The organism is Micromonospora sp. WMMD961 (genome assembly GCF_029626145.1).
Taxonomy (GTDB): Bacteria; Actinomycetota; Actinomycetes; order Mycobacteriales; family Micromonosporaceae; genus Micromonospora.
In genome coordinates, this window is record NZ_JARUBJ010000002.1 from 4,688,956 (window position 1) to 4,714,136 (window position 25,181).

Below are 25,181 nucleotides of genomic sequence, written 5' to 3' on the forward strand. Positions count from 1 at the left end.
GGCGACCGCCGACCGACCGGTTCCACCACGGTGGTCATCTGCGCACCCCTCGCTAGAAGAAGACGTTCAGCGGATTGGCCGACGCCTCGTCGGCGGCCAGCGGACCTCGGCCGAGGTGGGCCGGCACGTCCCACAGCCGGCCGGGACCGAGCCGCCGCCAGAAATGCCGTAGGCCCGGCACCACGACCTTCACCACCGCCAGGTCGACGTCCGGACGGGACTGGTCGACGACGATCACCTCCAGACCGGCCAGCTCCGCCCGGCGTACGCAGTGCCGCACGTCGTCCCCGACGTCCCCGGTGGTCAGCGGCGGATGGTCCGCGGCGGTGCGGTGCGCTCGGGTGGGGTCCGGGGACAGCCAGGGCTGGTCGGCCACCCGCACGGTGCCGAACCAACGGGCGGTGTCCGGATCGTCGACGCCGTACCGGTTGCGCGCCGAGGTGGGCCCGGGAACTGCGGGCAGGAACTGGTTGACCTCGGTGAGCGCCCGGGTCAGCGCGACCCGCGCGTCCAGGTGCGCGCCGAAGCCGACCAGGACGTCCTCCGGCCCACCGTCGGCCCTCCGGGACACCGCGGCGAACGCGGGCACGCCGAGGTCGGCGGTCAGGTCGAGGGCCCACAGCTCACGGCCCAGGACGGTGGCGTGATGGTCGACGCAGGCGGCGGTCCACGGGTCGGCGAACGAGGCGAGGTCCACCCCGGGCATCCGGGAGCGGTGGTACCACCACAGTGCCACGCTGTCCCGCTCCACGAGTTCGCAGAAACCCTGCAGGATCGCCTCGGACAGGTTGCCGCCGGCGGCGCACCCGTTGGAGTCCGCCGAGCACACCCCGAGCCCGGTCAGCTCCGGATGCCCGTACCAGCAGTACGCGGCGGGCAGCTCGCGTGGTGTCCGCCGGGTCAGCGACCAGCCCGTGGTCCAGTCCAGCTCCACCTCGTCACCCAGCGGGCGGGGAACGCGGTGCAGGTGGCCCAGGTCGCGGTTGAGCCGGTCCCGGTCGGCGTACTGGCGTTGCGAGAACAGCAGCAGTTCCCGCAGGTGCACCGCGCGGTCCGGACCGAGCTGCCGGTAGGTCGCCCGGTGCACCGGGCGGTCGCCGCGCCACACCCCGCAGTAGCGTTCCACCGCCTCCCCGATCGCGCTCATCCGGGCCTGCAGGTCGGTCCGGCCCTTACCACCGCTCTGCCCGCGCAGGTTGCGGCGCAACCCGGCGAGTTGGCGGGGCTGGGCGAAGTTGTGCCCGGCCGAGTAGGTGTGGGTGACGCCGTTGTCGGTCGGCTCCAGCGGGGTCAGCCGACTCACCACGCCCAGGTACCGGCTGACGTGGTGGGCGAGAGCGGCGTACACCTCCGCCGGTTCCCGGGTGCGGGAGTCCCGGTCGCGGCTGGGTTGTGCACCACTCGGCGGCAGGTCGATCCGTGGCTCGGCCTTGCCGACGAGGTCCGGGTCGCCGCAGGCGGGGCACTGCGGCTGGCGTACGAGCTGGTGGCTCTCGGTGCTCAGGTCGCGGGTGTCCAGCGCGACCATTCGTCCGGTGAGGCGGGGCGACGAGCCCCGGACGGCGAGCACGGCGAGTTCGGTGGCGAGCAGCCCGGCGGCCATGGTGGCCAGTCCGGGCAGGACCGCGCGGCCGGGCTGCGGCGGCGGATCGCCCAGGTCCTGCCCGTCGAGGAAGGCGTTCACCTGTTCGTTCTCCTGCCACCGTTGCCGCAGGCAGGCCCAGCAGCCGGTGCGACCCGGCACCAGGTGCGGACCGAGGAAGACGACGTTGCCGTGCGGCCGGGCAAGGGTCCACGCGCGACCGGCGGCCAGGTGACGGTCGTTGATCAGGGCCAGCCGGGCGTCGAGCATCGACGACGGCAGCACCAGCACCTGTGCGGTGGCCGGCACGTCGTGCGTCGCGTCCGGTCCGACCACAGTGACGGCCAGACCGAGGGCGCGCAGCGCGTCGGCGGTCTCCGCCACCCGGGGCGCTCCGAGGTCGACGACGGTGACGGCTCCCTCGGCCATCCACCGGTGCCCGGCCTCGGGTGGGACACCGCGGGCGTCCCATCCGGCGGCCTCCGCCGGTGAGGTGCCCGCCGGACCGGACACCAGCAGCCCGTGGTCGCGTAGCCGGGCGAGGGCGGCGGCGACGGCGGTGACCGGGTGCCGGGTGGCCAGCCGGGTCACGATGTCGGCCAGCGGCTCGACGCCGTCGAGCTGGTCGGCCAGGTCCGCGGCGACCGGGTCGTCGATGATCAGGCTGCGGGTCTCCCCCAGCACCACCAGTGGGCCGTCGGGCAGCCGTACCTGCGCGTAGTCCGATCGGAAGCGCGGACGCCACATGGTTCCTCCCGAGCCTGGTGGCCGGACCGTGGCACCGCCGGCGCGCTGCCGGCGATCACGGCTGCTGCCATCGTCGCGGTCCAGGGGTGCCCGGTCCGAGTGATGCCACCGGTTTCTGCCGTCGGCGGCGACCGGGACGGTCGCGGCCGGGTCAGCCGGCGTTGACGGTCAGCGCGGTGTCGTTGAGCCCCAGCACCGATGTGCCGGTGGTCTGTGCCGGGACGAGCAGCAGGAAGGTCTCCACCCGGGTCACCCGGATCGACTTTCCGCTGATCGCCGTGCGCTGACCGGTGGCGATCAGATCCGGGCTCTGCGGCACCATCTGGACGGTGGCCGGTCCGCCGGGCGCCGGGCGCAGCGTGTCGGTGGCGTGGATCGTGAGGAAGACCAGCGTCCCGGCCGGCACCGCGACCGCGCAGTCGGACCATTCGGCCCGGTCCATCGTCCGCTGCACCGCCGCTCCGACACCGGCGAGCTGCTGCCCGTAGACCTCCCACCCGCCGGCGAACTGGCCGTCGAGCAGCGGACTCGACGCGACGAGGGACCGGTTGCCCGTCGTGGAGCCGATGCTGCGGGCGAAGACCTCGGCGGCGAGGGCCCGACGGCTGGTCTCGTCCAGGGCCGTCCCGCCCTCCGTGGCGGGCCGGCCGTCGATGCTCCGGGCGACCACCAGCGAGGGTTGGGTGACCTGGACGTTGTGGCTGAGCTTCCACTGGCCGTCGTCGCCGAGCACGAACTGGCTGACGTCGGTGGGTGCCAGTTCCGAGCCGGTCAGCTTGAGGGTGGCCGTGACCAGGAAGCACGCCGGGTCTCCGGGCGGCACCGCGAAAGCCGGGTTGATGTGCTGGAACGCCGGTTGCGGCCGCTGGTTGTAGGCGGCTCGGCGGACCGCGGCGATGCTGAGGTCCAGCGAGGGTGAAATCTCCTGGGTCCGCAGCGTCTCGACGTCACCGGCCACCGAGGCGGCCGAGTCGGCCTGGTCGAAGGCGGTGAGCACCAGCGCGGCCCGTTCGCGACCGAAGGTGGCCGAGCCGTCGGGCGCCGGGGTGGCGGCGTCCACCGGCTCGCCACCACAGCCGGTCAGCACGAGCAGCGCCATCGCGGCGGCGGCGAGCGGCATCACCGGCACCGGCGCGGCGGGAGTACGCGGGCTCCTGACGGATCTTCTGCCCAGCATCTCGTCCTCCATCCACCACCGGTCGACGGGAATCGCGCCCGATGCAGTCGAGTATGTGAGCGGCTGTCGGGTCACGCCGGGGGCGGCGCGGCCTCGTGCTGCCCGGCCCGTCGGCGTTGCACCGAACGACGTCATCCGGCGAGGATCACGGTCACCGATCGGTGTCACTGAGCCGGGCGACCCAGGCGACCAGACCGGATCGGGAGGCAACGCCCGCCTTGCGGTAGATCCGGGTCAGGTGCGCCTCCACGGTGCGGGGGCTGATGTTCAGTTGCCGCCCGATCAGTCGGCTGGTGGCCCCGGTCGCCGCCAGGCGTGCGATGTGCCATTCCCGGTCGGTCAGGGCGGCCACCTCGACCGGACCGACCGGGCGGGCCAGTCGAAGGCCAACCCGTTCCGTCCCACACCACCCCGCCAGTTCCAGAGCCCGACGGCGGGCCCGCGCCGCCCGGCCGGCCTGGTCGGCCGCTTCGGCCGCCCGGGCCAGGGAGGCCAGCGCAAGACTGCGCCGCAACGCCATCCCGCCGGCGCGGAACAGGTCGACCGCCGTTTCCAGGTGCCGCAACGCCGCCGGCACCTCGCCGCGGGCGAGCAGCACCTCGCCGTACGCCGACTCGGCGAAGCCCCGCTGGCCGGCGAGACCGATCTGATCCGCCTCGGCCATCGCCTGTCGCGCCTGCCGCTCGGCCTCGGTCACGTCGCCGGCGGCGAGCGCCGCCGCGCAGAGCAGCTCGAACCACATCGGCCGGAGGGTGGTCTGGAGGCGGCTCAGCCGGCTGTCGCCGCCGGCGGAGTGCACCAGCTCGGCACAGGTCGCCGGATCACCGGACAGCAGTGCCGCAGTCGCCAGCGCCAGTACGGCGGTACGACCACACCAGGTGGCGAGGTCGGTGGCGATGCCGACGGCACTGCGGGCCAGCGCCACCGCCCGGTCGTCGTCGCGAGGGCCACCACGCCAGGCCGTCGCCTCCGCTTCGAACGCCAGGGCGAAGCTCAGCAGGTGGTGGCTGCCGATGCGCCGGGCGACGATGCCCGCCTCGGTGGCCAGTCCGATGGCTGTGGTCAGCTGACCGCCGTGGTAGGCGACCTGACTGCGACCGAGTAGCAGCTGGCACAGCCCGTCGTCGCGGTGCGAGGCGCGGACGAGTGTCAGCCCTCGGTCGAGGTGCCGCGCCGCATCGGTCTGCCGTTCGAGGTACAACTCGGTCAGGCCGAGCGCGGTGAGGCAGTCGGGGTGGTCTCGCACGTCCCGGTCCGGCAACGCGTCGACGATCCGGACGCCCGCGTCGAGCAGGCCCCGGGCGTCGTCGAGTGCGCCGTCGTGCGCGGCAGCCAGGCTGCGGACGGCCAGCAGGCCGGCCCGGTCGGCGGGGCAGCCACCGAGGTCTCCACTGAGCGCGTCAGGCAGACCGGCGACGGGACGGCGGCCGGCCAGGATGCCGGCCACGCCGATCTCGGTGGCGAGTCGGTAGCCGACGCCGGGTGTGGTGCCGGCCGGCAGGGCCGCCAACTCGCGTCGGCTGATCGCCGCCGCTTCCGGGTAGTTGCCCAGCAGACGTTCCACGCGCGCCCAGAGAGCAACCGCCCGCGCCCGTCGTCCCTGCGGGTCGGCGGGGAACAGCGGCACGATCTCCTGGAGCAGCGCCCTGCTCTCGGCCAGGTTCCCGGCCTCGCCGGTGATCTGCGCGAGCGCGAGTGCCACGTCTCGGCGACGTTGCGTCGAGGCAGCCGTCGGCCGCAGCGCCCGCAGTGCCAGCCGCAGCCAGCGGATGGCCAGGTCTGGCGTCTCGCGGCGGATCTCCTGGGCGGCCTGGCAGAGCACGTCGACGCAGCGTTCGCCCCAGCGACCGTTCGGCAGGGCGAGCAGACGCTCCGCGTAGCGGGCCTGCTCGGCGGGTGGCGCGCCCAGCTCGACCATGGCGGTGAGCGCGCGCGCAGAAGCCTCCGCCCGCCACGCCGGGTCGGTGTCCTGCGCGACGGCCATCCGCAGCACCGGGTGCCGGAAGGCGAACCGTCCGGTGCCGGGTACGCGGCGGATCAGGTCGAGCCGGGCCAACCGCCAGCCGGCGTCGACCGCGAGCGACGTCGGCACCTGCGCGATCGCGGCGAGCAGGTCAGCGGCGAAGGGCGCGTCGACGACCGAGCCGGCCCGCAGGCAGGTCAGCTCGACGGACGGCAGGGCCGCCCACTCGCGACGCAGCACGGCCACCACGGCGTCGGACAACCAGGCATCCTGCGCTTCCCGGGGCGGGCCGGCGTGCTCCGGTGCGGGGCCGCCCGGCAGCGCCGCCAGGTAACCGGGGTTGCCGCCGGTGACGTCGTACCGAGCCCGCAGCTCCGCCTGGTCGACGTGGGGGTGCAGAGGCGCGACCTCGGTGAGGCTGAGCGGGTCGAGCTCGATCCGCTCGTGTGCCGTCGGCTCCGCATCGGCCTCGTCCCGGGAATCCGGGGGACCGAACGGCATCGGGGTCGCCATCTGCCGCGGGCGGTAGACGAGCACGAGCAGCAGGGGTGCGGGCACCGGATAGCGCAGCAGGTGGGCGATCAGGCCGGCGGAGGAGGCATCCGCCCAGTGCAGGTCGTCGAGGACCAGGGTCAGACCGTCCCGGGCGGCCAGGCCGACCAGCCGACGGGCCAGTTGATAGGTACGGAACCGCTGGGCGTCCGACGCCCGTGCCGGACCCGGTGGCGCCGCAGCCGTGGACTCCGACCAGGTCTGCTCGGTGAACCGCCCCAGGCGCAGCCCGCGTCGGAGTGGCTCCCCCTCCGTGAAGGCGTGTCGGAACACGTGGAAGGGAACACCTCGCTCGTCCGGCGCGCAGGTCCCGATGGCCCAGGGAACGGCGGGAACGCACCGGGTCAGGGCCTCGCGGACGAACCGGGTCTTGCCGATGCCCGGCTCCCCGACCACCTCGCAAACCATCTGCTGGCCGCGGCTCAGCGCCGCGGCCTGGGCTCTCGCGATACGCGCCAACTGTGGTCGCCGCCCGACGAAGCGCAGCCCTGTTGACGCATTCTCCAGCCCAGATGTCATCACTCAGATCAGACACTTTCCGGAACACTCAAAGGGGGAATGGTCGCACTATACCCGAGCGCCATCGAGTATCGAAGATGTCAGGTCTTATTCCATCAGCCGACGGAGATGCAGGTTCTTTCCGGGCTTGCACCACACCCCGCAAAAAGGGACCGGTCAACTAAAGGGCGGAACGATATCCCTGAAACCCAATAAATCACCCCTCGCCGACCGGGCCGGGACACACGCGACGAGTCGGGACCGAGACAGGAATCCCATGTGGCCAACTATTGGGAGGTCACGCCTGGCCAGATTTCACCAGAATCATGAGCGCCTATGCAAAACACCCGAAGCGGCCACTGCTCCGCTGAGCGGTCGTCCGGCCGCCGCAGCCCTTACGGAGATCCTCCGGCAAGGCTTTGTCAACCGCCGAATGACTGGAACCAGGTCACCTTCTGCGCGATTCGACAAAGGTCACCGCACCATCCCCGGGAGACCGGCGGCCGAGCGACAAAGACGGAAAGGCGCAGCGCCGGCCGCCTCAAGAAAGCCCCGGAGTGCCGTCTCGGGAAACCGGTGCTCGGTCGGTGACCGGAGTCTCGCGACGACGCTCGCGGGCCTGCGAACCCGTTCCGTCAGGCGGTGGCCAGCCGGACCATGAACTGGCAGCCGTCGGGGGTGTTGCGCACCTCGACCCGACCTCCGTGCGCCTCCACCAGGCCGTGGACGATGGCCAGGCCGAGCCCTCCGGAGGCTCCACCGTCGCCGGGGCCGGGGGTGCGGGCCGGCTCACCGCGGAAGGCGATGTCGAACAGTCGGGGAAGGTCGTCCGGAGGGATGCCGCCACAGGTGTCGGCGACCGACAGCCAGGCGTGGTCCTCCTCGCGGCCGGCCTCGATGCGTACCGTGCCGTCCTCCGGGGTGTAGCGGACCGCGTTGAGCAGCAGGTTGGCCACGACACGCGCCAGCTCCGGTTCGCTCGCCGCAACCGTCGGCCACCCCGACTCGCTGGCGACCAGCTTGATCCGGCGAGCATCGGCCAACGGGAAGGTGGTGGCCAACGCGTCCGACACCACCTCTCCGAGTGGCACCGCCGTCAACGACAACCGCAGCGCCCCCGCGTTGATCCGGGACAGCTCGAACAGGTCGTCGACGAGTCGGGTCATCCGGTCGGTCTCCAGCCGGATCCGTCGGTGGTAGTCGTCGACCGTGTCCGGGTCACGGACCACCCGGTCCTCCAGCGCCTCGGCCATGGCCCGCAATCCGGCGAGCGGCGTACGCAGGTCGTGGGAGACCCAGGCAACCAGGTCACGCCGGCCCTTCTCCAGTTGCCGTTCCCGCTCGCGAGCCTGGTCGCGCCAGACCGCGGCGCGTGCCAGCCGGTGGCCGAAGTGCCCGCCGACGGCGAGGCTGACCACCGCTGCCGCCGCGACGGTGATCAGGACGACCTCGAGATCGTGTGGGGAGAGGAACATCGCCTCCGCGACCGCCATCACCCCGACGGCGACGGCGACCACAGTGGTGGTGAGCAGCACGCTGAGGTGCACGGTGATCGACCTTCGCCGAAGCGCACGGAGCAGCAACGCACCGGCGAGCCCGATGCCCAGCGCCGCGCCCAGGGCGATCGCAAAGATCAGCAGTAGGTCACGCATGGGCCGGCTCGTAGCGGTAGCCGACGCCCCAGACGGTCACGATCCGCTCCGGATCGGCCGGGTTGGCCTCGATCTTCTCGCGCAGTCTGCGGACGTGCACGGTCACGGTCGAGTGGTCCCCGAAGTTCCATCCCCAGACCTGCTCCAGGAGTTCGGCCCGGCCGAACACCGTGGACGGATGCCGCATGAGGTGGACGAGCAGGTCGAATTCACGCAGCGTCAGAGCCAGCTCTCGGCCGGCGAGGTGGGCGGTTCGGGAGGTGGTGTGCACCACCAGGCCGCCATCGGTGAGCGCCTCCGGCCGCTCGGGCGGCGACCCGCCGGCGGCGCGACGGAGCACCGAACGGACCCGCAGCACCAGTTCTCGGGGAGAGAAGGGCTTGGTCAGGTAGTCGTCCGCGCCGAGCTGCAACCCGAGGATCCGGTCGGACTCGTCTCCGCGCGCGGTCAGCATGACGATCGGTACGCCGTCCGGCCGTACCCGCAGTTCCCGGCACACCTGCAGGCCGCTGATCCGGGGCAGCATCAGGTCGAGCACGACCAGGTGGGGCGCCTCCCGCTCCACCGCCGCCAGCGCCTCCGCACCATCCGCCGCCAGGCTCACCTGGAAGCCGTCGTTCTCCAGGTAACGACGAATGACGTCACTCACGGTCTGATCGTCGTCGACCACCAGCACCCGCTGTGTCACGAACCTCCCCCGTTCCCGCCCGTCAGCTTCCCCCGCAGGTCCATCGGCCCAGCGTAGCCACGCACCGAGGTGCGCCCCCACCACGCAAACCTTGCGAGGTTCTTACGACCGCCCGCGTACCGCCACGTGGGTGTACGCGAGGTCATACGGTGACCGGAATGCGGATACTCGTCACTGGTGCGGCCGGCTTCATCGGCTCGCACATCGCCGACCTGCTCACCGATCACGGGCACGAGGTGGTGGTCGTCGACGCGCTCCTGCCGGAGGCGCACGGCGCGACAGCACCGCCCTGGACCGATCGACACGACCTCGTGGTCGGCGACGTCCGTGACACCGACCTGCTGACCCGGCTACTGGCGGGGGTCGACGCGGTCTGCCATCAGGCGGCCATGGTCGGCCACGGCATCGACCCGGCCGACGCCCCCCGGTACGCCGCGCACAACGACCTCGGCACGGCCACCCTCCTCGCGGCGATGCACGCCACCGGGGTGCGCCACCTCGTCCTGGCCAGTTCGATGGTGGTCTACGGCGAGGGCCGGTACCACTGCCCGACCCACGGAATCGTCCGGCCTGCCGGGCGTCGGGCGGCCGACCTGGCCGAGGGCCGGTACGAGCCGACCTGCCCCCGCTGCGCCCGGACGCTCACCCCGGGTCTCGTTCCGGAGGACGCGCCGTTGGAGCCGCACAGCACGTATGCCGTCACCAAGCTGGCCCAGGAACATCTCGCCGGGGCCTGGGCCCGGCAGACCGGCGGATCGGTCTGGGCACTGCGCTACCACAATGTCTACGGAGCGCGAATGCCCCGCGACACTCCGTACGCCGGAGTGGCGTCGATCTTCAGGTCGGCCCTGGCCTCCGGGCGAGCGCCCCGGGTCCTGGAGGACGGCCGGCAACGGCGCGACTTCGTGCACGTGACGGACGTCGCCGAGGCCAACCTGCTGGCCCTGACGACACCCGCACCGGATGCCATCGTCCCGATCAACGTCTGCTCGGGTGAGCCGCACACCGTCGGCGAGTTGGCCCAGGAGTTGGCGGCGGCGATGGACGGGCCCCTGCCCGTCACGGTCGGGGGCGGGCGGGCGGCGGACGTACGACACGTGGTGGCCGATCCGGCCCGCGCCAGCCGGCTGCTCGGTTTCACCGCCCGGGTCGGCTTCGCCGCCGGCATCGCCGACTTCACCACCGCGGTGATGCGGAATCCGGCAACGGTCAGGACACCGTCCACAGTAGGTGGTTGACGGCGAGAGCGGTGGCTGCCTGCCCCGCCAACCACCACCGTCGGTGTCCTCTGGGCAGGTGCGCGGTCGCGACGAGCAGCCAGACGGCGAAGGGCAGCCAGATCCGCTCCACCTCCGCCTTGCTGAGCGCGGACAGATCCGCCGCCAGCACGGCCACCGCCGCCGCGATGGGCAACCACACCGTCGGTCCGGCCGTGGTGATCCGCTGGCGGAGGGCCGCCGCCAGCGGAGGGTGCGGTGGCCGGACCGACCGCACGGCCACCGCCGCCCGGATCGACACGGCCTCGACCGCCCGCCGCAGTGCCGGCCCGGCCACCGGGCCGACCGAGAGCAGCAGAGCGGCGATATTCGCCCAGACCCAGTAGCCGTACGGGCGATCCGCCGCCCAACCCTGGTAGTAGCGACGTGTCACCAGGTGGTAGCCGTCCAGCCACCAGAATCCGGACACTGTGAACGCGACGACGACGGCCGCCCCCGCCGCCGCCGCGACCAGGAGGACGGCGAGGCGATCCCGTGTCCGGAGCAGCACCACGGTCAACGCGAGCAGCCCGACCAGGACGAACCCGTATGACAGGTACAGCGCGAAGCCGAGCAGCAGCCCGCCGAGCACAGCCCCGCCTCGGCCGCCCACCGCCAGCAGTGCCAGCCCGGCCGCGACGACTGCCGCGAAGATCCCGTCCGCGGACACGCCCACCCAGACCGCGCCCGGGAAGAGAACCAGGAACGGCCAGACGGCCCGAGCCGCATCCTCTGCGCCGAGCGCCCGCAACGTCACCGGAACCGATACCGACACGGTGGCCCCGAGCAGCACACAGGCGAGCCCGGCGGCAGCCCCACCGCCCAGGCCGATCCGGTCCAGGCCGACGAAGAACAGCAGTGCCCCGGGCGGGTGGGCGGCGGTGTGGGTGGACCACGAATTCGGTTGGAAGTCGAGGATGCGGTCGGCGAAGCCGGACAGCATCATGCCGACGTCCGCCACCCGGGGTACCTCGTGCAGGTACTCGGCCTGCACGGTGAGCCGCTCGGCCAACCCGGCGGACCAGCCGTCCACCAGGGCCAGGGACAACGTCCAGAGCACCGAGGTGAGATAGCCGACGACCAGCAGCCGCGGCCAGCGCGTGTCGGCTCCCCAGCGCGTACCGCGCCAGACGAACAGCGCCCCGACGAGAAGCGCGACGGGGGTGCCGACGCCCAGATGGGGCTGCCAGGTGGCGTAGAGCGGAGCGGCGTCGGCATAGAGTCGCACGCCCCGGTGATTGAGCAGCGCGCCGATGCCGACGGCAGCGGCGAGCAGGGCCACCTCGGCGCCGAGGACGATCAGGTCGGCGTTCCGGGATCGTCCCGGCCGGGTCATCATGGTCATGGTGACGGCCGACGATACGACCCGCGACCAGGGATTCGACAGCCGAACGGCGGGACGTCAGGGATCTGTAAGATCCGCTGCCGCGTAAGCGATTCGTAAGGCGGCACGACGGTCCGGACGGGCCGCCGCGGGCCTAGCGTCGCCGGTATGCGCACAACGATCGACGTGGTGCTGCCGTGTCTGGACGAGGCGGCCGCACTGCCTGCCGTACTGAGCGGGCTGCCGCCCGGCTACCGCGCCATCGTGGTCGACAACGGCTCCACGGACGGCTCGCCGGGGATCGCGGCCGAGTACGGGGCCCGGGTCGTCCACGAGGAACGACGCGGGTACGGGGCGGCCGTGCACACCGGCCTGCTGGCGGCGGACGCCGAGTTCGTCTGTGTACTCGACGCGGACGGCTCGTTCGACCCGGCCGAGTTGCCCAGGCTCGTCGCGACGGTGCTCGACGGTCGCGCGGATCTCGCTGTCGGGCGTCGTCGACCGGTCTCGGCGGACGCCTGGCCGTGGCACGCCCGTACCGGAAACGCCCTCGTTGCCGCGCTGCTGCGCCGCCGTGGCGTACCGGTGTACGACATCAGCCCGATCCGGGTGGCCCGCCGGGCGGCGCTGCTGGGACTCGGTGTCGACGACCGCGCGTTCGGCTACCCGTTGGAACTGCTGCTCCGTGCGTCCCAGGCAGGCTGGCGGATTCTCGAGCTGGACGTCGCGTACGCCCCCCGGGCTGCGGGCACCAGGTCGAAGGTCTCCGGGTCGGTCCGGGGCACGTTGCGGGCGACCCGGGACTTCGCCGGAGTGCTGCGCGCCGGCGGTGGCCGGTGAACGTCCTGCTCCTGGTCGCGAAGGCACCGGTTGCGGGCCTGGCCAAGACGCGGCTCTGCCCGCCGGCGAATCCCACGCAGGCGGCCCGGATCGCCGCGGCGGCGTTGTTGGACACCCTCGCGGCGGTACGCGCCACCCCGTCGACCATCCCCGTGCTGGCCTACACCGGCCGGTTCGCCGACGCCGAGTACGGCGAGGAGCTGAACGCCGCGCTGGCGGGTTGGCGTCTCCTTCCACAACGCGGCCGCACGTTCGCCGACCGCCTCGCGAACGCGCACGTCGACACTGCCGCTGCCTTCCCGGGCCGACCGGTGCTGCAGATCGGCATGGACACGCCACAGATCCGGCCGGCCCTGCTCACCACCGCGCTGCAGCGGCTCACCGACCACGAGGCGGTGTTCGGGCCGGCGCTCGACGGCGGCTGGTGGGCACTCGGGCTCCGTGATCCGGTGTGCGCGGGGGTCTTACGCGACGTGCCCATGTCGACCGACGACACCGGTCGACGCACTCTCGCCGCGCTTCGTGGCCACGGCACACGCCCGGCGATCCTTCCCGTTCAACGGGACGTCGACGACTGGCCCACCGCGCTGGCGGTCGCGGCCGACCTGCCCGGCACCCGGTTCGCGGAGGCCGTCGAGTCGGTCGGTGTCCACCTGTCGAACGGACGCCGCAGGTGACCTCGACGATCACCCTCGATGGTTTCGATCTCGTCTGGGCCAGACTCGACGCCCGGTCCACCGACCAGGATGCCCGCGCCACGCCGGTCGCGCCGCCACCCCACACCGACCACTGGCTCGTGCACGCCGACGGACGACGTGACCCGTTGCCGGTGCGACGCTGGCACGGCCCGCCCGAGCCGGCCATCACGTCCATCGCCGCACGCTGCTCCGGCCCCACGATCGATCTCGGTTGCGGTCCCGGACGACTGACCAGGGCACTCGCCCAGCAGGGGCTCGTCGCGCTGGGGGTGGACATCTCCGCCGAGGCGGTACGACTGACCCAGGGCCGAGGCGTGGTCGCCCTGCGGCGCGACATCTTCGAACCACTTCCCGGTGAGGGCCGGTGGGTACACGCCCTGCTCGTCGACGGCAACATCGGCATCGGCGGCGACCCGATCCGACTGCTGCGCCGGTGCGGCGCGCTGATCGCGGCAGACGGAACGCTGGTGGTCGAGGTCGAACCTCCGGGCGCCGGGCTGTGGCAGGGGCAGGCGTACGTCCTGTCCGGAACCTCCGCCGAAGGGGCACGACAGGGGCCGACGTTCCGATGGGCGCGAGTCGGGGCGGAGGCGGTGGCCGGTGTCGCCGCCACCGCCGGCCTGCGGGTCGCGCACACGTTCCGACTCGGTTCACGCTGGTTCGCCGAGTTGGTGACCGCGTGACCCGCCGGCCACGCATCCCCGCCTCCGAGGACTTCACGGCCCCGTCGCACTCGCCGCTGGTCGCCGCCCGGCTCGGTCTCTGGCTCGGGGTGGCGTTCGGGCTGTGTTTCGTCACCGGTCTCCTCAGCCACTACATCCAGCACCCGCCAGGCTGGTTCACCTGGCCGAGCCGACCGGTCAACCTCTACCGGATCACCCAGGGCGTCCACGTGCTCTCCGGCGTCGCCGCGGTCCCGCTGCTGCTGGCCAAGCTGTGGAGCGTCTACCCCCGACTGTTCGTCCGTCCGCCCCTGCGTCACCCGATCCGACTGTCCGCGCACGCCCTGGAGCGGGTCAGCGTCCTGGTCCTGGTCTGCGCCGCGTTCTTCGAACTGGTCACCGGCCTGTTCAACGTCGCCCAGTCGTACCCGTGGGGATTCTTCTTCCCGGCGGCGCACTACGCGGTCGCCTGGCTGCTGGTGGGAGGGGTGCTGCTGCACATCGCGGTGAAGCTCCCGATCGCCCGTGCGGCGCTGAGCACACCACCGCGACGCGACGACCGTGACTCGTCCGGACGGCGTGCGTTCCTGCGGAGCGCGGCGGGCGTCGCCGGCGTGGCCGTGCTGGCCACCGCCGGGGTCACCGTGCCGTGGTTGCGTCGGGTGTCCCCGCTGGCGTGGCGCTCCGCAGCCGGGCCGCAGGGCATCCCGATCAACCGTACGGCCGCAGCCGCACGCATCGCCGTTCCCCCCGACTGGCAACTGGAGATCGTCTGGCCGGGTGGCAGGGATGTCTTCTCCCGTGCCGAACTCGCAGCCCTGCCCCAACGCACGGCGAACCTGCCGATCGCCTGCGTCGAGGGCTGGAGCGCCTCCGCCGACTGGACGGGTGTGCCCGTCGCCGACCTGCTCCGGCTGGTCGGCGCGCCGACCGACCGGGCGGTTCGGGTCTCCTCGCTGGAAACCGACGGCCTGTACGCCACCAGCACACTTCCGGCGACCCACGTCGGTGACCCGCTCACCCTGCTCGCGCTGAGGATCAACGGCGAGGAACTGTCCCCCGACCACGGTTACCCCTGCCGCCTGATCGCTCCGAGCCGGCCGGGCGTGCTCCAGACCAAGTGGCTGGCGCGGCTGGAGGTGCTGCGGTGAGAGCGGTCCGACTGCTCCTGCTCGTGCTCGGCGTCGCGGCGGCGGCGTATGGCGGTTGGCTGCTCCGTCCGCAACTCGGCAGCACCCTGCCGTGGCTGATCGGCGGGCCGGTGCTGCACGACCTCCTGGTGGCACCACTGGTCGGGCTGGTCGGTCTGACGCTGGGCCGACTGGTGACGAACCGGCGGCGGCGGGCCTGGATCACCGCAGGTCTGCTGGCGAGTGCCACAATGCTGCTGATCGCGGTGCCACTGCTGTGGCGACCGCCTTCGGCGCCGCCGAACCCGGGTTTACCGGACCGCGACTATCCGCTGGGGCTCGCCACCGGGCTGGCCGTCCTCTGGGCCGTCATCGTGATCGTGTTGGTCGTCGACGCCATCGTCCGTCGCCGCGACCGGCGACCCGAGCATCCCTGAGGCCACGTGAAGGAGAAGTCCCATGTCTGAGGGAACACACCACACGACCGGTCGTCCGCCGATCGGCGTGATCGGCGGGTCCGGCTTCTACGAGTTCCTCGACAACATCACCGAGGTCACGATCGACACTCCGTACGGACCGCCGAGCGACTCGCTCTCCATCGGGAATCTGGCCGGGCGGACGGTGGCGTTCCTGCCTCGCCACGGCCGCCGGCACACCCTTCCCCCGCACCTCATCAACTACCGGGCCAACCTGTGGGCGCTGCGGACAGTCGGCGTCCGCCAGGTCCTCGCACCGGGTGCCGTGGGCGGCCTGCAACCGGAGTTGGGCCCCGGCACCCTCGTCGTACCGGATCAACTCGTCGACCGGACCAACGGCCGCGAGCAGACCTACTACGACGGAAAGGTACGCGCGGACGGGCAGCTCCCCCGGGTCGTCCACGTTCCGTTCGCGGACCCGTACTGCCCGGTCGGACGGGCCACCGTCATCGACGCCGCCCGGGCCAGCGGCTGGCAGCCGGTCGACGGCGGCACCATGGTCGTCATCGAAGGGCCCCGGTTCTCCACCCGCGCCGAATCAGTGTGGTACGGCCGGGCGGGCTGGTCGACCGTCGGCATGACCGGCCACCCCGAGGCGGTGCTGGCCCGCGAACTGGCCCTGTGCTACACCGCGCTGTCCCTGGTGACCGACCACGACTCGGGCGTCGAGGTCGGTCACGGCGTGACCCAGCACGAGGTCTTCACCGTCTTCGCCCAGAACCTCGATCGCCTGCGCGTCCTGCTCGGCGACGCGGTGCAGATGTTGCCACCGGAGCAGGGCGGCTGCTCGTGCGGACAGGCGCTGGCGGGTACGGAGATCGGCCTCACGCTGCCGTGACGTCGGCCGGTCCACGCCGTAAGGGTTCTGAAAGGGTTCGCGACCGGTTCGGTGGCGGTGGTGGTCATACGCTGTGGACGTGGGAAAATGGATCCTCCGGTCGCCGCTGGCGCGGGCCGGTATCGCCGCCGCTGTCGTCGTGGCCATCGTGGCCCTCTACTGGTTCCAGCCGTGGAAGTTGTTCACCGACACGTACGTCGACGACGCGCTTCCCCCCGCCGGGGCGACATCGGTCGCCTCCGCTCCCGCGTCCACCCCGGCGTCCGCGACCCCGACCCCGGCGGCAACCGCACCAGCGGCGGACCAGGTCCTGGCCGCCGGCGAGTTCGTCACCCACGAGCACGACACCACCGGCAGCGCCGAGATTCGTCGGCTCGCCGACGGGCGTCACCAGCTCGTCATCCGCGACCTGGACACGTCGAACGGTCCGGACCTGAGGGTGTGGCTGACCGATCAACCGGTCATCCGCGGCACGGCCGGCTGGAAGGTGTTCGACGACGGTAAGTGGGTCGAGCTGGCACGACTCAAGGGCAACAAGGGCAACCAGGTGTACGACCTGCCGGCGTCGGCTGATCCGGCCGACTTCCGCAGCGTCTCCATCTGGTGCAAGCGGTTCTCGGTCTCCTTCGGCGCGGCCGATCTCACGACGACCTGACCGGGGGCCTCCGGTCAGTGTCCGTACGCGTGCTGGGCCTGCCACTCCTCGGCCGGGGTGAGGGGGACCGGCGCGGGCTGCTCCGCCGTCGTCGTCAGCTCGATCCGCCGGCCTTCAGCCGCCGAGCGGAGCAGGGTGGTCATCGTTTCGAGCACGTGCAGCGCGACGCCGCCACCGGCGCGCGGTGGACGCTGACCGTCGGCGCTGACCAGGTCGACCAGGCCGATGCCCCGCGAGCTTTCGGCGTAACCGGCCTGCGGTTCGAGGACGCGCCATTCGCTGCCGCCGAGCGTGGAGAGCCGTACCTCCCCGTCGAAGTAGTTCGGGTCGGGCACCGCGAGAGTGCCGGTCTCCCCGTGGACCTCGATCGGCGCGGCCGTCGTCGCGACGCCGTCGAAGCTCGTGGTGATGGTGGAGAGAGCCCCGTTGACGTGTTCGAGCACGCCCGTCACGTGGGTGTCCACCTCGACCGGGATCCGCTGGCCGGCGCGCGGACCCGAACCGATGACACGCTCGGCGCGTAGCCGGCTGGCGGCTCCGGTCACCGCGCGGACCGGCCCGAGCAGGTGGACGAGCGCCGAGATGTAGTACGGCCCCATGTCCAGCAACGGGCCGCCGCCCGGGGCGTAGTAGAAGTCGGGGTGGGGATGCCAGCGCTCGTGCCCCGCGGTGACCATGACGGCCGACGCGGACATCGGCCGCCCGACGAGGCCGCGGTCGATCGCTGCCCGTGCCGTCTGCGTACCGGTGCCCAGGACGGTGTCCGGCGCGCACCCGACGAGGACGCCGGCCGATGCGGCCCGTTCGACGATCGAGCGACCGTCCTCGAGCGTCACCGCGAGCGGCTTCTCCACGTACACGTTCTTGCCCGCGTCGATCGCGCGGAGCGAGATGTCGGCGTGGGCCGCGGGGATCGTGAGGTTGAGTACCGTCTGCACGTCCGGGCGGGCGAGCAGGCTCTCGACGCTCACCGACTCGGCGCCGGAGATCTTGGCTGCGGCCTCGGCCGACCGGGAGGCGTCGAGATCGGCCAGCGCGACGATGCTCACCGCGGGATGGGTCGCGAGAGTGTCCAGGTACGCGCGGGAGATGACCCCGAGACCTATGACGCCGACGCGGTGCGGGTCGCCCACACCATCCCCCTCTCGATCACGGTCCGGACGCTCGGGTGCTCCAGCACGTCGAGGCTGTGCCCGGGGGTCGTCACGACGATCCGCCCGGCACCCCACAGTCGGGTCCAGATCGCCGGTGAGGTGACCGGCCGGTGCCACGGGTGCCACTCCTGCGTGGGGTGGGTGGTGACGGCCAGTACGTCGATCAGGTCGTCGTGCAGCACCCAGTACTGCTCGGTGACCAGGTCGAAGTCGTCGATGCCGGTGGTGACCGGATGCTCCCGGCCGAGGTCCGTGAGGTGCACGGTGTGCGGCAGGAAGTTGTCCTCCGCCTCACCGTGGCGCTCGCACGGCTCCTTACCAGGGTGGGTGGCGAACTGGCCACCCACCAGGTGCAGGTACTCGGACGACGCGCGGAACGAGTCCACGATGCCGCCGTGCCAGCCGGTGAAACCCGTGCCGGCGATGACCGCCGCGCTCAGGCCGGCCGCCTCGGCTGCGGTGATCTGTGACATCGTCACGCACTGCACGACGAGGTCGGTGTCGGCCATCTCGGCCGCGTCGGCGTAGACCTCGGTCGACTCCTCGACCCGCACGGCGTAGCCGCTGCCTTCGAGGAACGGGATGAACAGTTCCGTCGCCTTGACCGGCTGGTGTCCCTCCCAGCCGCCCCGAACCACCAATGCCCTTGGCTGTGTCACCCGCGCTCCCTCCCTCGATCCGTCGCCAACGGAGCGCCGGCTCCCGCCCCGGCGGGGTGCCGCCGACACCCGTGCTTGTCGATCACCGAAACCGTACTCGGTCGTCGCCGAAGTCCGCATCGGTCGCGTTGCGAGGTGCACGGTGTGTCCACTCGGGAGGACGGACGCCGAAGTGGCCGTCCGTTCTCCCTCTCCGCCGGTGGGTGTCGTCCGTCAGACGGCGGTACGCGACCACTGCTGGTTGGCTCCGGCATTGCACGTGTACTGCTTGATGATCACGCCGTCGGCGGTCGATGCGGCCGGGACGTCCACGCACTTGTTGCTGTGTCGGGCGCGCAGCTGGAAGTAGCTGCCGTTGGTGGCCATCTGGAACTGCTGGTTGGTGCCGGTGCCGCAGGTGTACTGGATGAGCTCGGCACCGTCGGCGGTCGAGGCGTTCACCACGTCGAGGCACTTGCCGCTGTGTCGGCTGATGATGCGCCAGTAGCCGCTGCCGGCGTCCTGGAACTGCCACTGCTGCCACGCGTTGCCGCCGTACGTGTACTGGCCGACGCGCGCGCCGTTGTCGGTGTTCGGCATCTGGACGTCCATGGCCTTGCCGCTGTGCCGCGCGGTGATCCGGTGGAACGTCCCCGTCGACGGCGGAGGCGTCGTCGGGTCGCCGCCGACGGTGTCGCCCCACGCGTACCGGATCCGGTCCGCACCGGAGGTGTTGCGGACGGTCAGGTTGAGGTCGGTGCCGCCGCCGGTGAGGGCGAACATCGAGTACCAGTCGTAGCCGATGCTGCCGGGCTTGCCACCGAGGGCGGGCCAGTAGGTACCGCCCATCTGGTTGTCCCGCATGACCTGGGCCATGGCACGGATGTAGCGCACGAAGTTGTCGGTGCTGCCCGCGTCGGCGTAGTTGCGACCGTCGTTCATGGGGGCGCCGAACTCGGTCGCGACCGCGCGGGAGGCGCAGTTGCCGAGGCGGGCCTGGATGTGGCTGCGGAAGGCGTCGTAGGTCATCGCGCCGTAGAAGAAGGCGTAGTAGTGGAAGGACAGCAGTGTCGCGTTGAAGCGGCTGTCGTTGCAGATGTCGCGGAGGTCCTGGCTGAAGCCGGTGCCACCGATCAACACCCGGCTGGGCACCGCCGAGTAGTGGTAGCTGAGCCAGTTCGCGGCGACGGTGCGCCACTCCGCCGAGCTGTAACCATGCGGCTCGTTCATCGGCTCGAAGTAGACGTTGCTGTTCGCGCCGTAGGTGTTGGTCACGGTGGACCACATCGCGTTCCACGCGGCGAGATTCGTGATTCGACCGCCGGAGGCGGCGCCATCCTCCCAGTAGGCGAGGATGACCTTGAAGCCGCGGGCGGTGGCGGCGTCGATGGCACCTCGGTATGCCTCCCACCACGCCGTCCCCACCGTGTGGGTGTTGATGGGCAGCCGGATGGTGTTGACCCCCATGGTGGACGCCATGTCGTCGTAGAGGGCATTGGCCTTGGCCCGCACCGTCGCGTTGCTGTCCGACGAGCTCAGGCCCTGCACGACGAGCGGGCCGGTGCTGAAGTTGTCACCCAGCACCGCCCAGTTCATCCCTCGGAACTGGTTCGTGGCGGCGGTGGCCGGCGACGACGCGACGACGATGACGCCGGCCATCGCGGTCAGGGCGGTCACCAGGACGATCAGTAGCCGGCGCATCGACCGGGCGCTCGGTGCTGGTCCTGATCCGTGACCGTCAGTCGAGGTGCGTCGTGTCATGAGATGTCCAATCGAGCTGGTGCCGTTGTCGGGGTTCGCCTGTCGGGTCGGGTTCAGCTGGTCACCCGGAACGTCGCGTCGGCCCGGCTCTGCGCGTCGGCGACCGGATCGAGCCGGAGCAGATAGCTGTAGTGCCGGAGGTAGCGGTCCGGGTGGCTGTAGGACTGGAACGACGTCCAGGCGGAGTTGGCCAGGCCGGCGACCTGCCGGAAGGTGGCGTCGGCCGCGAAGGTGGTGGTGCCGTCGTTGGCTTCCAACCGGAAGTCGAACCCGTAGTGACGCAGGTAGTAGCCCGGGTAGTTGACCGACTGGATCGAGACCGTGCCGGAGCCGGCCAGACCTGGCACGAGACGCCACTGGCCGTCCTGGGCCGGGCTGACGTTCGGGTCGATCCGGGCGTCGTAATTTGCGTGCCGCACGTAGCGGTCCTGGAAGTTGTACGACTGGATCCGGCTGACCGCGGCGTTGGGCCAGCGGGCGAGCACCCGGCTCTGCTCGGCCGCCGTCAGGTTGAGGACCGAACCGTGCCGTTTCTTTGTGCCACCCAGGCTGTACGAGCCTGACGCCGGCAGCCGGAAGTCGCCCGGGTTCGACGGGTTGGTGGTCAGCACGGGCAGGTAGCCGCGCCCGCTGGAATACTGGTCGAGGTAGAGCACCCACTCGTTGCGGGCGTTGATCCTCATCCACATCGGGCCTTCCACCTGGGCTCCCGTGAGCCCGATGCCGGACAGGTTTCCGAGGGTGGTCCAGGTGCCGAGGATGGAATTGCTGCCTTCGAGGGTGATCTGGCCGTCCCGGGACGCCCGCACGTAGCGGTAACCGCCGACCCCGGCCGGCACCTCGACGATCTGAGTGTCGATGATCTCCTGGCTGCCAGGTCGATCGATGTACGCCTGTGGCGTGGTGATGCTGCGGAAGTTCGACGTACGCGCGGAGTAGATGCGGTGCTTGGCGGCCCCGTTGAGTGGGACGTTCGTCGCCCAGTAGAGGACGTAGTCGCCGGTTGCCGGGTTCCAGATCGCCTCCGGCGCCCAGGCGTTGCGTCCGTCCGGGATCGCGCCGGCGACGTTCAGCAGCCACGGCGCCGACCAGTTGACCAGGTCGGTGGACTCCCACACGACGAGGTTGCGGCTGCCGTTGTTGATCGCGGTCGACCAGTCCTGACCGCAGGCGATGCACAGGTCCGTGGCGACGATCCAGTACCGGTCGCCGGCGGGCGACCGGACCAGCACGGGGTCGCGGACTCCACGGGTGCCGACGGTGGAACGCAGGACGACTCCGCCGTTGTTGAGGTCCGTCCAGCGCAGGCCGTCGGTGCTGTGGGCGAGGTAGATCTGTTGGTCGGTGGAGGACTCGCCGGTGAAGTGCGCCATCAGGTACCCGACGGTCGGGTCGAGCGCGGCCGCCGGCTTCGGCGTCGCCGCCGACCACGTGGTGAACAGCAGGCACCCGGCGACCGCAACCGCACAGAGCCGGGAGAGGACTCTCGACATGGGTCTTTCTCCTTCGCTAGCGGATGGTGCCGCTGCCGGCGGCTACGGCGAACCGGTGGTAGGTGAGGTGCCAGGTGTCATACCGCCACCTTCAGGAAGATCATCGATGTTAGCGCTAACAAGATCAATCGGTGCGTCGCGCGAGCTTCGTCGACCACGGAGGGCGGTGATGCGCTGAGCCGTGCAGCCCGGCAAGCCACGCGCCGGCTGCGATGCAGATGTTTTCTGTTCGTTAACGTCGCGTTGCGGACAGTGTTAGCGATAGCATCGATGAGTGTCAAGGAACGGGCGTCCACACCCCTGCCGCCCGGAGAGCCCTGCCCGCCCCCACCCCTGGGCGCCGGCCCGCAACATGCCGGACACGGCATTGACATACTTCACTGCCTGACCTAGCCTCGGGCGAATCGATTCGACGACCGACCGACTGGTCCGCCTCGGGCGGCGGAACCAGTGGCGGATCGCGCGCCGATCAGCCCGGCCGGGCGTCCTGGCGCATCGCGTCTCCCCGAGGCTTCGCCGGCGGCGAACGTGGTCGGGGGTCACAGGGTTCGGCGCGCATCGATTGCCGCGCGTCCCTTCTACCTGCATCAATTCGTGCCGAGCGGCGGGAGCCCCATCATGACGAGACGTAGACCCATCCTTGCTTCTCTGGCGACGGCGGCAGCCGTCGTCGTGACAGTGGCCGCGGCGGCGCTGGCCGGCGGCATGAACACCACAGCGTCGGCCGCAGACGTGGTGCCGGCCGCAGCGACCGCCGGGTGCGGCAAGGCCCCCACGTTGACCAGCGGCCAACGGTCCATCCAGAGCAGCGGCCAGAACCGCAGTTTCATCCTGCGGATCCCGGACAACTACGACCGCAACCACCCCTACCGGTTGATCTTCGGATTCCACTGGAACGGCGGCACCGCCAACGACGTCGACGGCGGCGGATCGGACGGCGCGGCCTGGTCCTACTACGGGCTGCGGCAGCAGGCGAACAACAGCACCATCTTCGTCGCCCCCCAGGGCAACGGGAACGGCTGGGCCAATCCCGGCGGCCAGGACGTCACCTTCGTCGACGACATGATCAGGGTGATCGAGACAGATCTCTGTGTCGAGACGACGCAGCGCTTCGCCCTCGGCTTCAGTTACGGCGGAGGCATGAGCTATTCGCTGGCCTGTTCCCGGGCCGGCGTCTTCCGCGCCGTCGCGGTCTACGCCGGCGGACAGCTCAGCGGCTGCAGCGGCGGCACCGAGCCGATCGCGTACATGGGCATCCACGGCATCGGGGACCCGGTGCTCAACATCTCCGCCGGACGGTCCCTGCGGGACAGGTTCGTCCGGAACAACGGCTGCACCGCACAGAATCCTCCCGAGCCGAGGTCCGGCAGCCTGACGCACATCACCACCACCTACTCCGGCTGCCGGTCCGGCTATCCGGTGGTGTGGGCCGCCTTCGACGGCGGGCACACCCCCGGCCCGGTGGACGGCGGCGGCGACAGCGGCGCCAGGACCTGGACCAAGGGCGAGGTGTGGAAGTTCTTCACCCAGTTCGGCGACACCGACCCGACCACCCCACCGACGACCCCGCCGCCGACCACCCCGCCGCCGGGAAGCACGTCGCCCCTGCGCAACGCGTCCTCCGGACGGTGCCTGGACGTCAACGGGGCCTCGCAGTCCAACGGCGCGACGGCGATCATCTGGGACTGCCACGGGCAGAGCAACCAGAGCTGGACGTCGACCTCGGCCCAGGAACTGCGCGTCTTCGGTGGCAAGTGTCTCGACGTGAACGGCGCCGGCACCGCGAACGGCAGCTCGGTGATCATTTGGGACTGCAACGGCCAGTCCAACCAGAAGTGGCGGCTCAACGCCGACGGCTCGATCACCGGGGTCGGCTCGGGCCGGTGCCTGGACGTGGTCGGCAACGGCACGGCGAACGGCACCCGCGTCCAGATCTGGGACTGCAACGGCGCTGCCAACCAGCGGTGGAGCCGGAGTTGAGGGCGACGGTGGAAGAAGGAGTCTCAGCTGTGCGATCTCGCAGACCTTCCACCCCCTGGCTGGGGGCAGCCATCGCGGTCATGGTGCTGGCAGTCGTCGGCGCGTACGTCGTCACGACCGTCGGATCGGCGGCCGCGGCCACCACCGCCGGCTGCGGCAAAGCGCCTGGACTGACCAGCGGCACCCACACCATCCAGAGCGGCGGCAAGAGCCGCAGCTTCATCCTTCGGCTCCCCGACACGTACAACAACACCTACGCCCACCGGCTGGCCTTCGGGTTCCACTGGTTGGGTGGCACCGCCAGTCAGGTCGCGTCGGGCGGCACCGACGGAGCCGCGTGGGCCTACTACGGCATGCTCTCGCAGGCGAACAACACCACGATCTTCGTCGCCCCGCAGGGCCTCAACAACGGCTGGGGCAACTCGAACGGTGAGGACGTGACCTTCACCGACGACATGATCCGTACCATCGAGAACGCTCTCTGTGTCGACACGACGCAACGTTTCTCGGTCGGGTTCAGCTACGGCGGGGCGATGAGCTACTCGTTGGCCTGCTCCCGGCCGACGGTGTTCCGGGCGGTCGCGGCAATCGCCGCCCCCGGGGCGATCAGCGGATGCAGCGGCGGCACCCAGCCGGTCGCGTACCTGGGGATTCACGGCATCAACGACAACATCCCCAGCGGGCGGTCCCTGCGCGACAGGTTCGTCCGGAACAACGGTTGCGCCGCGCAGAACCCGCCCGAACCGGCGGCGGGTAGCCGGACCCACATCACCACCGCGTACTCGTGCCAGCCCGGATATCCGGTGCTCTGGGCCGCGTTCGACGGCGGCCACCAGCAGGGTCCGGTGGACGGGTGCGCCGGCTGTGAGAGCGGCGCACGAAGCTGGGTCAAGCCGGAGGTGTGGCGGTTCTTCAGCCAGTTCGGATCCACCGTGCCGCCGACCACTCCCCCGCCGTCGACCCCGCCGCCCGGCCAGCAGAACGTGCTGATCGCCGGGAGCCAGTCCGCCCGCTGCGTCGACATCCCCAACTCCAGCACCAGCAACGGCGCACGCCCGCAACTGTGGGACTGTCACGGTGGCACCAACCAACGCTGGACCCATACCACCAACCGCGCCCTGACCGTGTACGGCAACAAGTGCCTGGACGCCAGCGGAGGCGGCAGCAGCAACGGCACCGCCGTCATCATCTGGGACTGCAACGGCCAATCCAACCAACAGTGGAACCTGAACTCCAACGGCACACCATCACCGGAGCCCAGTCCGGGCTCTGCCTGGACGCCGTCGGCTCCGGCACCGCCAACGGGACGCAGCTGCACCTCTGGGCCTGCCACGGTGGCGCCAACCAACAGTGGGGCACACGCACCTAGGCTTGCCTGCGCCGATCCAGGAAACGCGCCGCTCGGGACCTGTCCCGG

General features: G+C 71.2%; 19 protein-coding genes and 1 pseudogene. 10 read left to right on the top strand and 10 right to left on the bottom strand.

The window, feature by feature from the left end; translation table 11 throughout:
* Positions 1 to 52: 52 nt before the first annotated feature.
* The 5 genes from O7614_RS21210 to O7614_RS21230 all read right to left on the bottom strand — a co-directional run bounded on the left by O7614_RS21210 (position 53) and on the right by O7614_RS21230 (position 8,859).
* On the bottom strand, positions 53 to 2,329 hold the full coding sequence (locus tag O7614_RS21210; RefSeq protein ID WP_278140226.1) for a TOMM precursor leader peptide-binding protein: 2,277 nt from the start codon (positions 2,327 to 2,329) through the stop codon (positions 53 to 55).
* Positions 2,330 to 2,480: 151 nt separating this feature from the next.
* Positions 2,481 to 3,506: a hypothetical protein gene (locus tag O7614_RS21215; RefSeq protein WP_278140227.1), complete on the bottom strand. Its 1,026-nt coding sequence runs from the start codon at positions 3,504 to 3,506 to the stop codon at positions 2,481 to 2,483.
* A 151-nt stretch (positions 3,507 to 3,657) separates the two neighbouring features.
* Entirely contained in the window at positions 3,658 to 6,540 is a 2,883-nt protein-coding gene (locus tag O7614_RS21220; protein ID WP_278140228.1) for a LuxR family transcriptional regulator, read from the bottom strand.
* A gap of 614 nt (positions 6,541 to 7,154) precedes the next feature.
* On the bottom strand, positions 7,155 to 8,171 hold the full coding sequence (locus tag O7614_RS21225; RefSeq protein WP_278140229.1) for an ATP-binding protein: 1,017 nt from the start codon (positions 8,169 to 8,171) through the stop codon (positions 7,155 to 7,157).
* Positions 8,164 to 8,859, bottom strand: a complete 696-nt coding sequence (locus O7614_RS21230) for a response regulator transcription factor (protein WP_278140230.1) — start codon at positions 8,857 to 8,859, stop codon at positions 8,164 to 8,166. The genes O7614_RS21225 and O7614_RS21230 overlap by 8 nt, the downstream gene beginning before the upstream one ends.
* Positions 8,860 to 9,017: 158 nt before the next feature.
* Here O7614_RS21230 and O7614_RS21235 point away from each other — a divergent pair, with 158 nt between their 5' ends.
* The gene (locus O7614_RS21235) at positions 9,018 to 10,097 is read left to right on the top strand and encodes an NAD-dependent epimerase/dehydratase family protein (RefSeq protein WP_278140231.1); all 1,080 of its coding nucleotides are present in this window, start codon (positions 9,018 to 9,020) and stop codon (positions 10,095 to 10,097) included.
* Here the strand turns inward: O7614_RS21235 and O7614_RS21240 are convergent.
* Positions 10,069 to 11,460 carry a hypothetical protein gene (locus O7614_RS21240; RefSeq protein WP_278140232.1) on the bottom strand — a complete coding sequence of 464 codons (1,392 nt, stop codon included), beginning with the start codon at positions 11,458 to 11,460 and terminating at the stop codon, positions 10,069 to 10,071. The genes O7614_RS21235 and O7614_RS21240 overlap by 29 nt on opposite strands.
* Positions 11,461 to 11,607: 147 nt before the next feature.
* On the opposite strand from O7614_RS21240, the gene O7614_RS21245 reads away from it, so the two are divergent.
* The 7 genes from O7614_RS21245 to O7614_RS21275 all read left to right on the top strand — a co-directional run bounded on the left by O7614_RS21245 (position 11,608) and on the right by O7614_RS21275 (position 16,738).
* Positions 11,608 to 12,279, top strand: a complete 672-nt coding sequence (locus tag O7614_RS21245; RefSeq protein WP_278140233.1) for a glycosyltransferase family 2 protein — start codon at positions 11,608 to 11,610, stop codon at positions 12,277 to 12,279.
* Positions 12,276 to 12,956 carry a DUF2064 domain-containing protein gene (locus O7614_RS21250; protein WP_278140234.1) on the top strand — a complete coding sequence of 227 codons (681 nt, stop codon included), beginning with the start codon at positions 12,276 to 12,278 and terminating at the stop codon, positions 12,954 to 12,956. The genes O7614_RS21245 and O7614_RS21250 overlap by 4 nt, the downstream gene beginning before the upstream one ends.
* A complete protein-coding gene (locus tag O7614_RS21255; protein WP_278140235.1) occupies positions 12,953 to 13,660 on the top strand; it encodes a methyltransferase domain-containing protein in 708 nt (235 codons plus the stop codon). The genes O7614_RS21250 and O7614_RS21255 overlap by 4 nt, the downstream gene beginning before the upstream one ends.
* On the top strand, positions 13,657 to 14,790 hold the full coding sequence (locus O7614_RS21260) for a molybdopterin-dependent oxidoreductase (RefSeq protein WP_278140236.1): 1,134 nt from the start codon (positions 13,657 to 13,659) through the stop codon (positions 14,788 to 14,790). The genes O7614_RS21255 and O7614_RS21260 overlap by 4 nt, the downstream gene beginning before the upstream one ends.
* Complete coding sequence (locus O7614_RS21265; protein ID WP_278140237.1) at positions 14,787 to 15,206, top strand: hypothetical protein; 420 nt, start codon at positions 14,787 to 14,789, stop codon at positions 15,204 to 15,206. Before O7614_RS21260 ends, O7614_RS21265 begins: the two co-directional genes overlap by 4 nt.
* A gap of 22 nt (positions 15,207 to 15,228) precedes the next feature.
* Entirely contained in the window at positions 15,229 to 16,083 is an 855-nt protein-coding gene (locus tag O7614_RS21270; protein WP_278140238.1) for an S-methyl-5'-thioadenosine phosphorylase, read from the top strand.
* A gap of 106 nt (positions 16,084 to 16,189) precedes the next feature.
* Complete coding sequence (locus O7614_RS21275) at positions 16,190 to 16,738, top strand: DM13 domain-containing protein (protein WP_278142320.1); 549 nt, start codon at positions 16,190 to 16,192, stop codon at positions 16,736 to 16,738.
* A 14-nt stretch (positions 16,739 to 16,752) separates the two neighbouring features.
* On the opposite strand, the gene O7614_RS21280 is transcribed toward O7614_RS21275, so the two are convergent.
* From O7614_RS21280 to O7614_RS21295, 4 genes are all read right to left on the bottom strand, one after another.
* Positions 16,753 to 17,871 carry a Gfo/Idh/MocA family oxidoreductase gene (locus O7614_RS21280; RefSeq protein ID WP_278140239.1) on the bottom strand — a complete coding sequence of 373 codons (1,119 nt, stop codon included), beginning with the start codon at positions 17,869 to 17,871 and terminating at the stop codon, positions 16,753 to 16,755.
* The gene (locus tag O7614_RS21285) at positions 17,841 to 18,551 is read right to left on the bottom strand and encodes a ThuA domain-containing protein (RefSeq protein WP_278140240.1); all 711 of its coding nucleotides are present in this window, start codon (positions 18,549 to 18,551) and stop codon (positions 17,841 to 17,843) included. The genes O7614_RS21280 and O7614_RS21285 overlap by 31 nt, the downstream gene beginning before the upstream one ends.
* A gap of 213 nt (positions 18,552 to 18,764) precedes the next feature.
* Positions 18,765 to 20,231 (bottom strand): RICIN domain-containing protein, encoded by a 1,467-nt coding sequence (locus tag O7614_RS21290; RefSeq protein WP_278140241.1) that lies wholly within the window; start codon positions 20,229 to 20,231, stop codon positions 18,765 to 18,767.
* Positions 20,232 to 20,344: 113 nt separating this feature from the next.
* On the bottom strand, positions 20,345 to 21,784 hold the full coding sequence (locus tag O7614_RS21295; RefSeq protein WP_278140242.1) for a glycoside hydrolase family 43 protein: 1,440 nt from the start codon (positions 21,782 to 21,784) through the stop codon (positions 20,345 to 20,347).
* 618 nt (positions 21,785 to 22,402) lie between these two features.
* Here O7614_RS21295 and O7614_RS21300 point away from each other — a divergent pair.
* Both O7614_RS21300 and O7614_RS21305 read left to right on the top strand, forming a co-directional pair.
* On the top strand, positions 22,403 to 23,764 hold the full coding sequence (locus O7614_RS21300) for a lectin (protein WP_278140243.1): 1,362 nt from the start codon (positions 22,403 to 22,405) through the stop codon (positions 23,762 to 23,764).
* An 80-nt stretch (positions 23,765 to 23,844) separates the two neighbouring features.
* Positions 23,845 to 25,133, top strand: a pseudogene (locus O7614_RS21305) (ricin-type beta-trefoil lectin domain protein).
* Positions 25,134 to 25,181: the final 48 nt, after the last annotated feature.

Excerpts from the sequence above, each read along its gene's own strand:
- O7614_RS21300 (WP_278140243.1), top strand. The coding sequence starts at position 22,403 with ATGACGAGACGTAGACCCATCCTTGCTTCTCTGGCGACGGCGGCAGCC.
- O7614_RS21225 (WP_278140229.1), bottom strand. The coding sequence starts at position 8,171 with ATGCGTGACCTACTGCTGATCTTTGCGATCGCCCTGGGCGCGGCGCTG.
- O7614_RS21215 (WP_278140227.1), bottom strand. The coding sequence starts at position 3,506 with ATGCTGGGCAGAAGATCCGTCAGGAGCCCGCGTACTCCCGCCGCGCCG.
- O7614_RS21220 (WP_278140228.1), bottom strand. The coding sequence starts at position 6,540 with ATGACATCTGGGCTGGAGAATGCGTCAACAGGGCTGCGCTTCGTCGGG.
- O7614_RS21245 (WP_278140233.1), top strand. The coding sequence starts at position 11,608 with ATGCGCACAACGATCGACGTGGTGCTGCCGTGTCTGGACGAGGCGGCC.
- O7614_RS21235 (WP_278140231.1), top strand. The coding sequence starts at position 9,018 with ATGCGGATACTCGTCACTGGTGCGGCCGGCTTCATCGGCTCGCACATC.
- O7614_RS21290 (WP_278140241.1), bottom strand. The coding sequence starts at position 20,231 with ATGCGCCGGCTACTGATCGTCCTGGTGACCGCCCTGACCGCGATGGCC.
- O7614_RS21210 (WP_278140226.1), bottom strand. The coding sequence starts at position 2,329 with ATGTGGCGTCCGCGCTTCCGATCGGACTACGCGCAGGTACGGCTGCCC.
- O7614_RS21295 (WP_278140242.1), bottom strand. The coding sequence starts at position 21,784 with ATGTCGAGAGTCCTCTCCCGGCTCTGTGCGGTTGCGGTCGCCGGGTGC.
- O7614_RS21240 (WP_278140232.1), bottom strand. The coding sequence starts at position 11,460 with ATGACCATGATGACCCGGCCGGGACGATCCCGGAACGCCGACCTGATC.
- O7614_RS21270 (WP_278140238.1), top strand. The coding sequence starts at position 15,229 with ATGTCTGAGGGAACACACCACACGACCGGTCGTCCGCCGATCGGCGTG.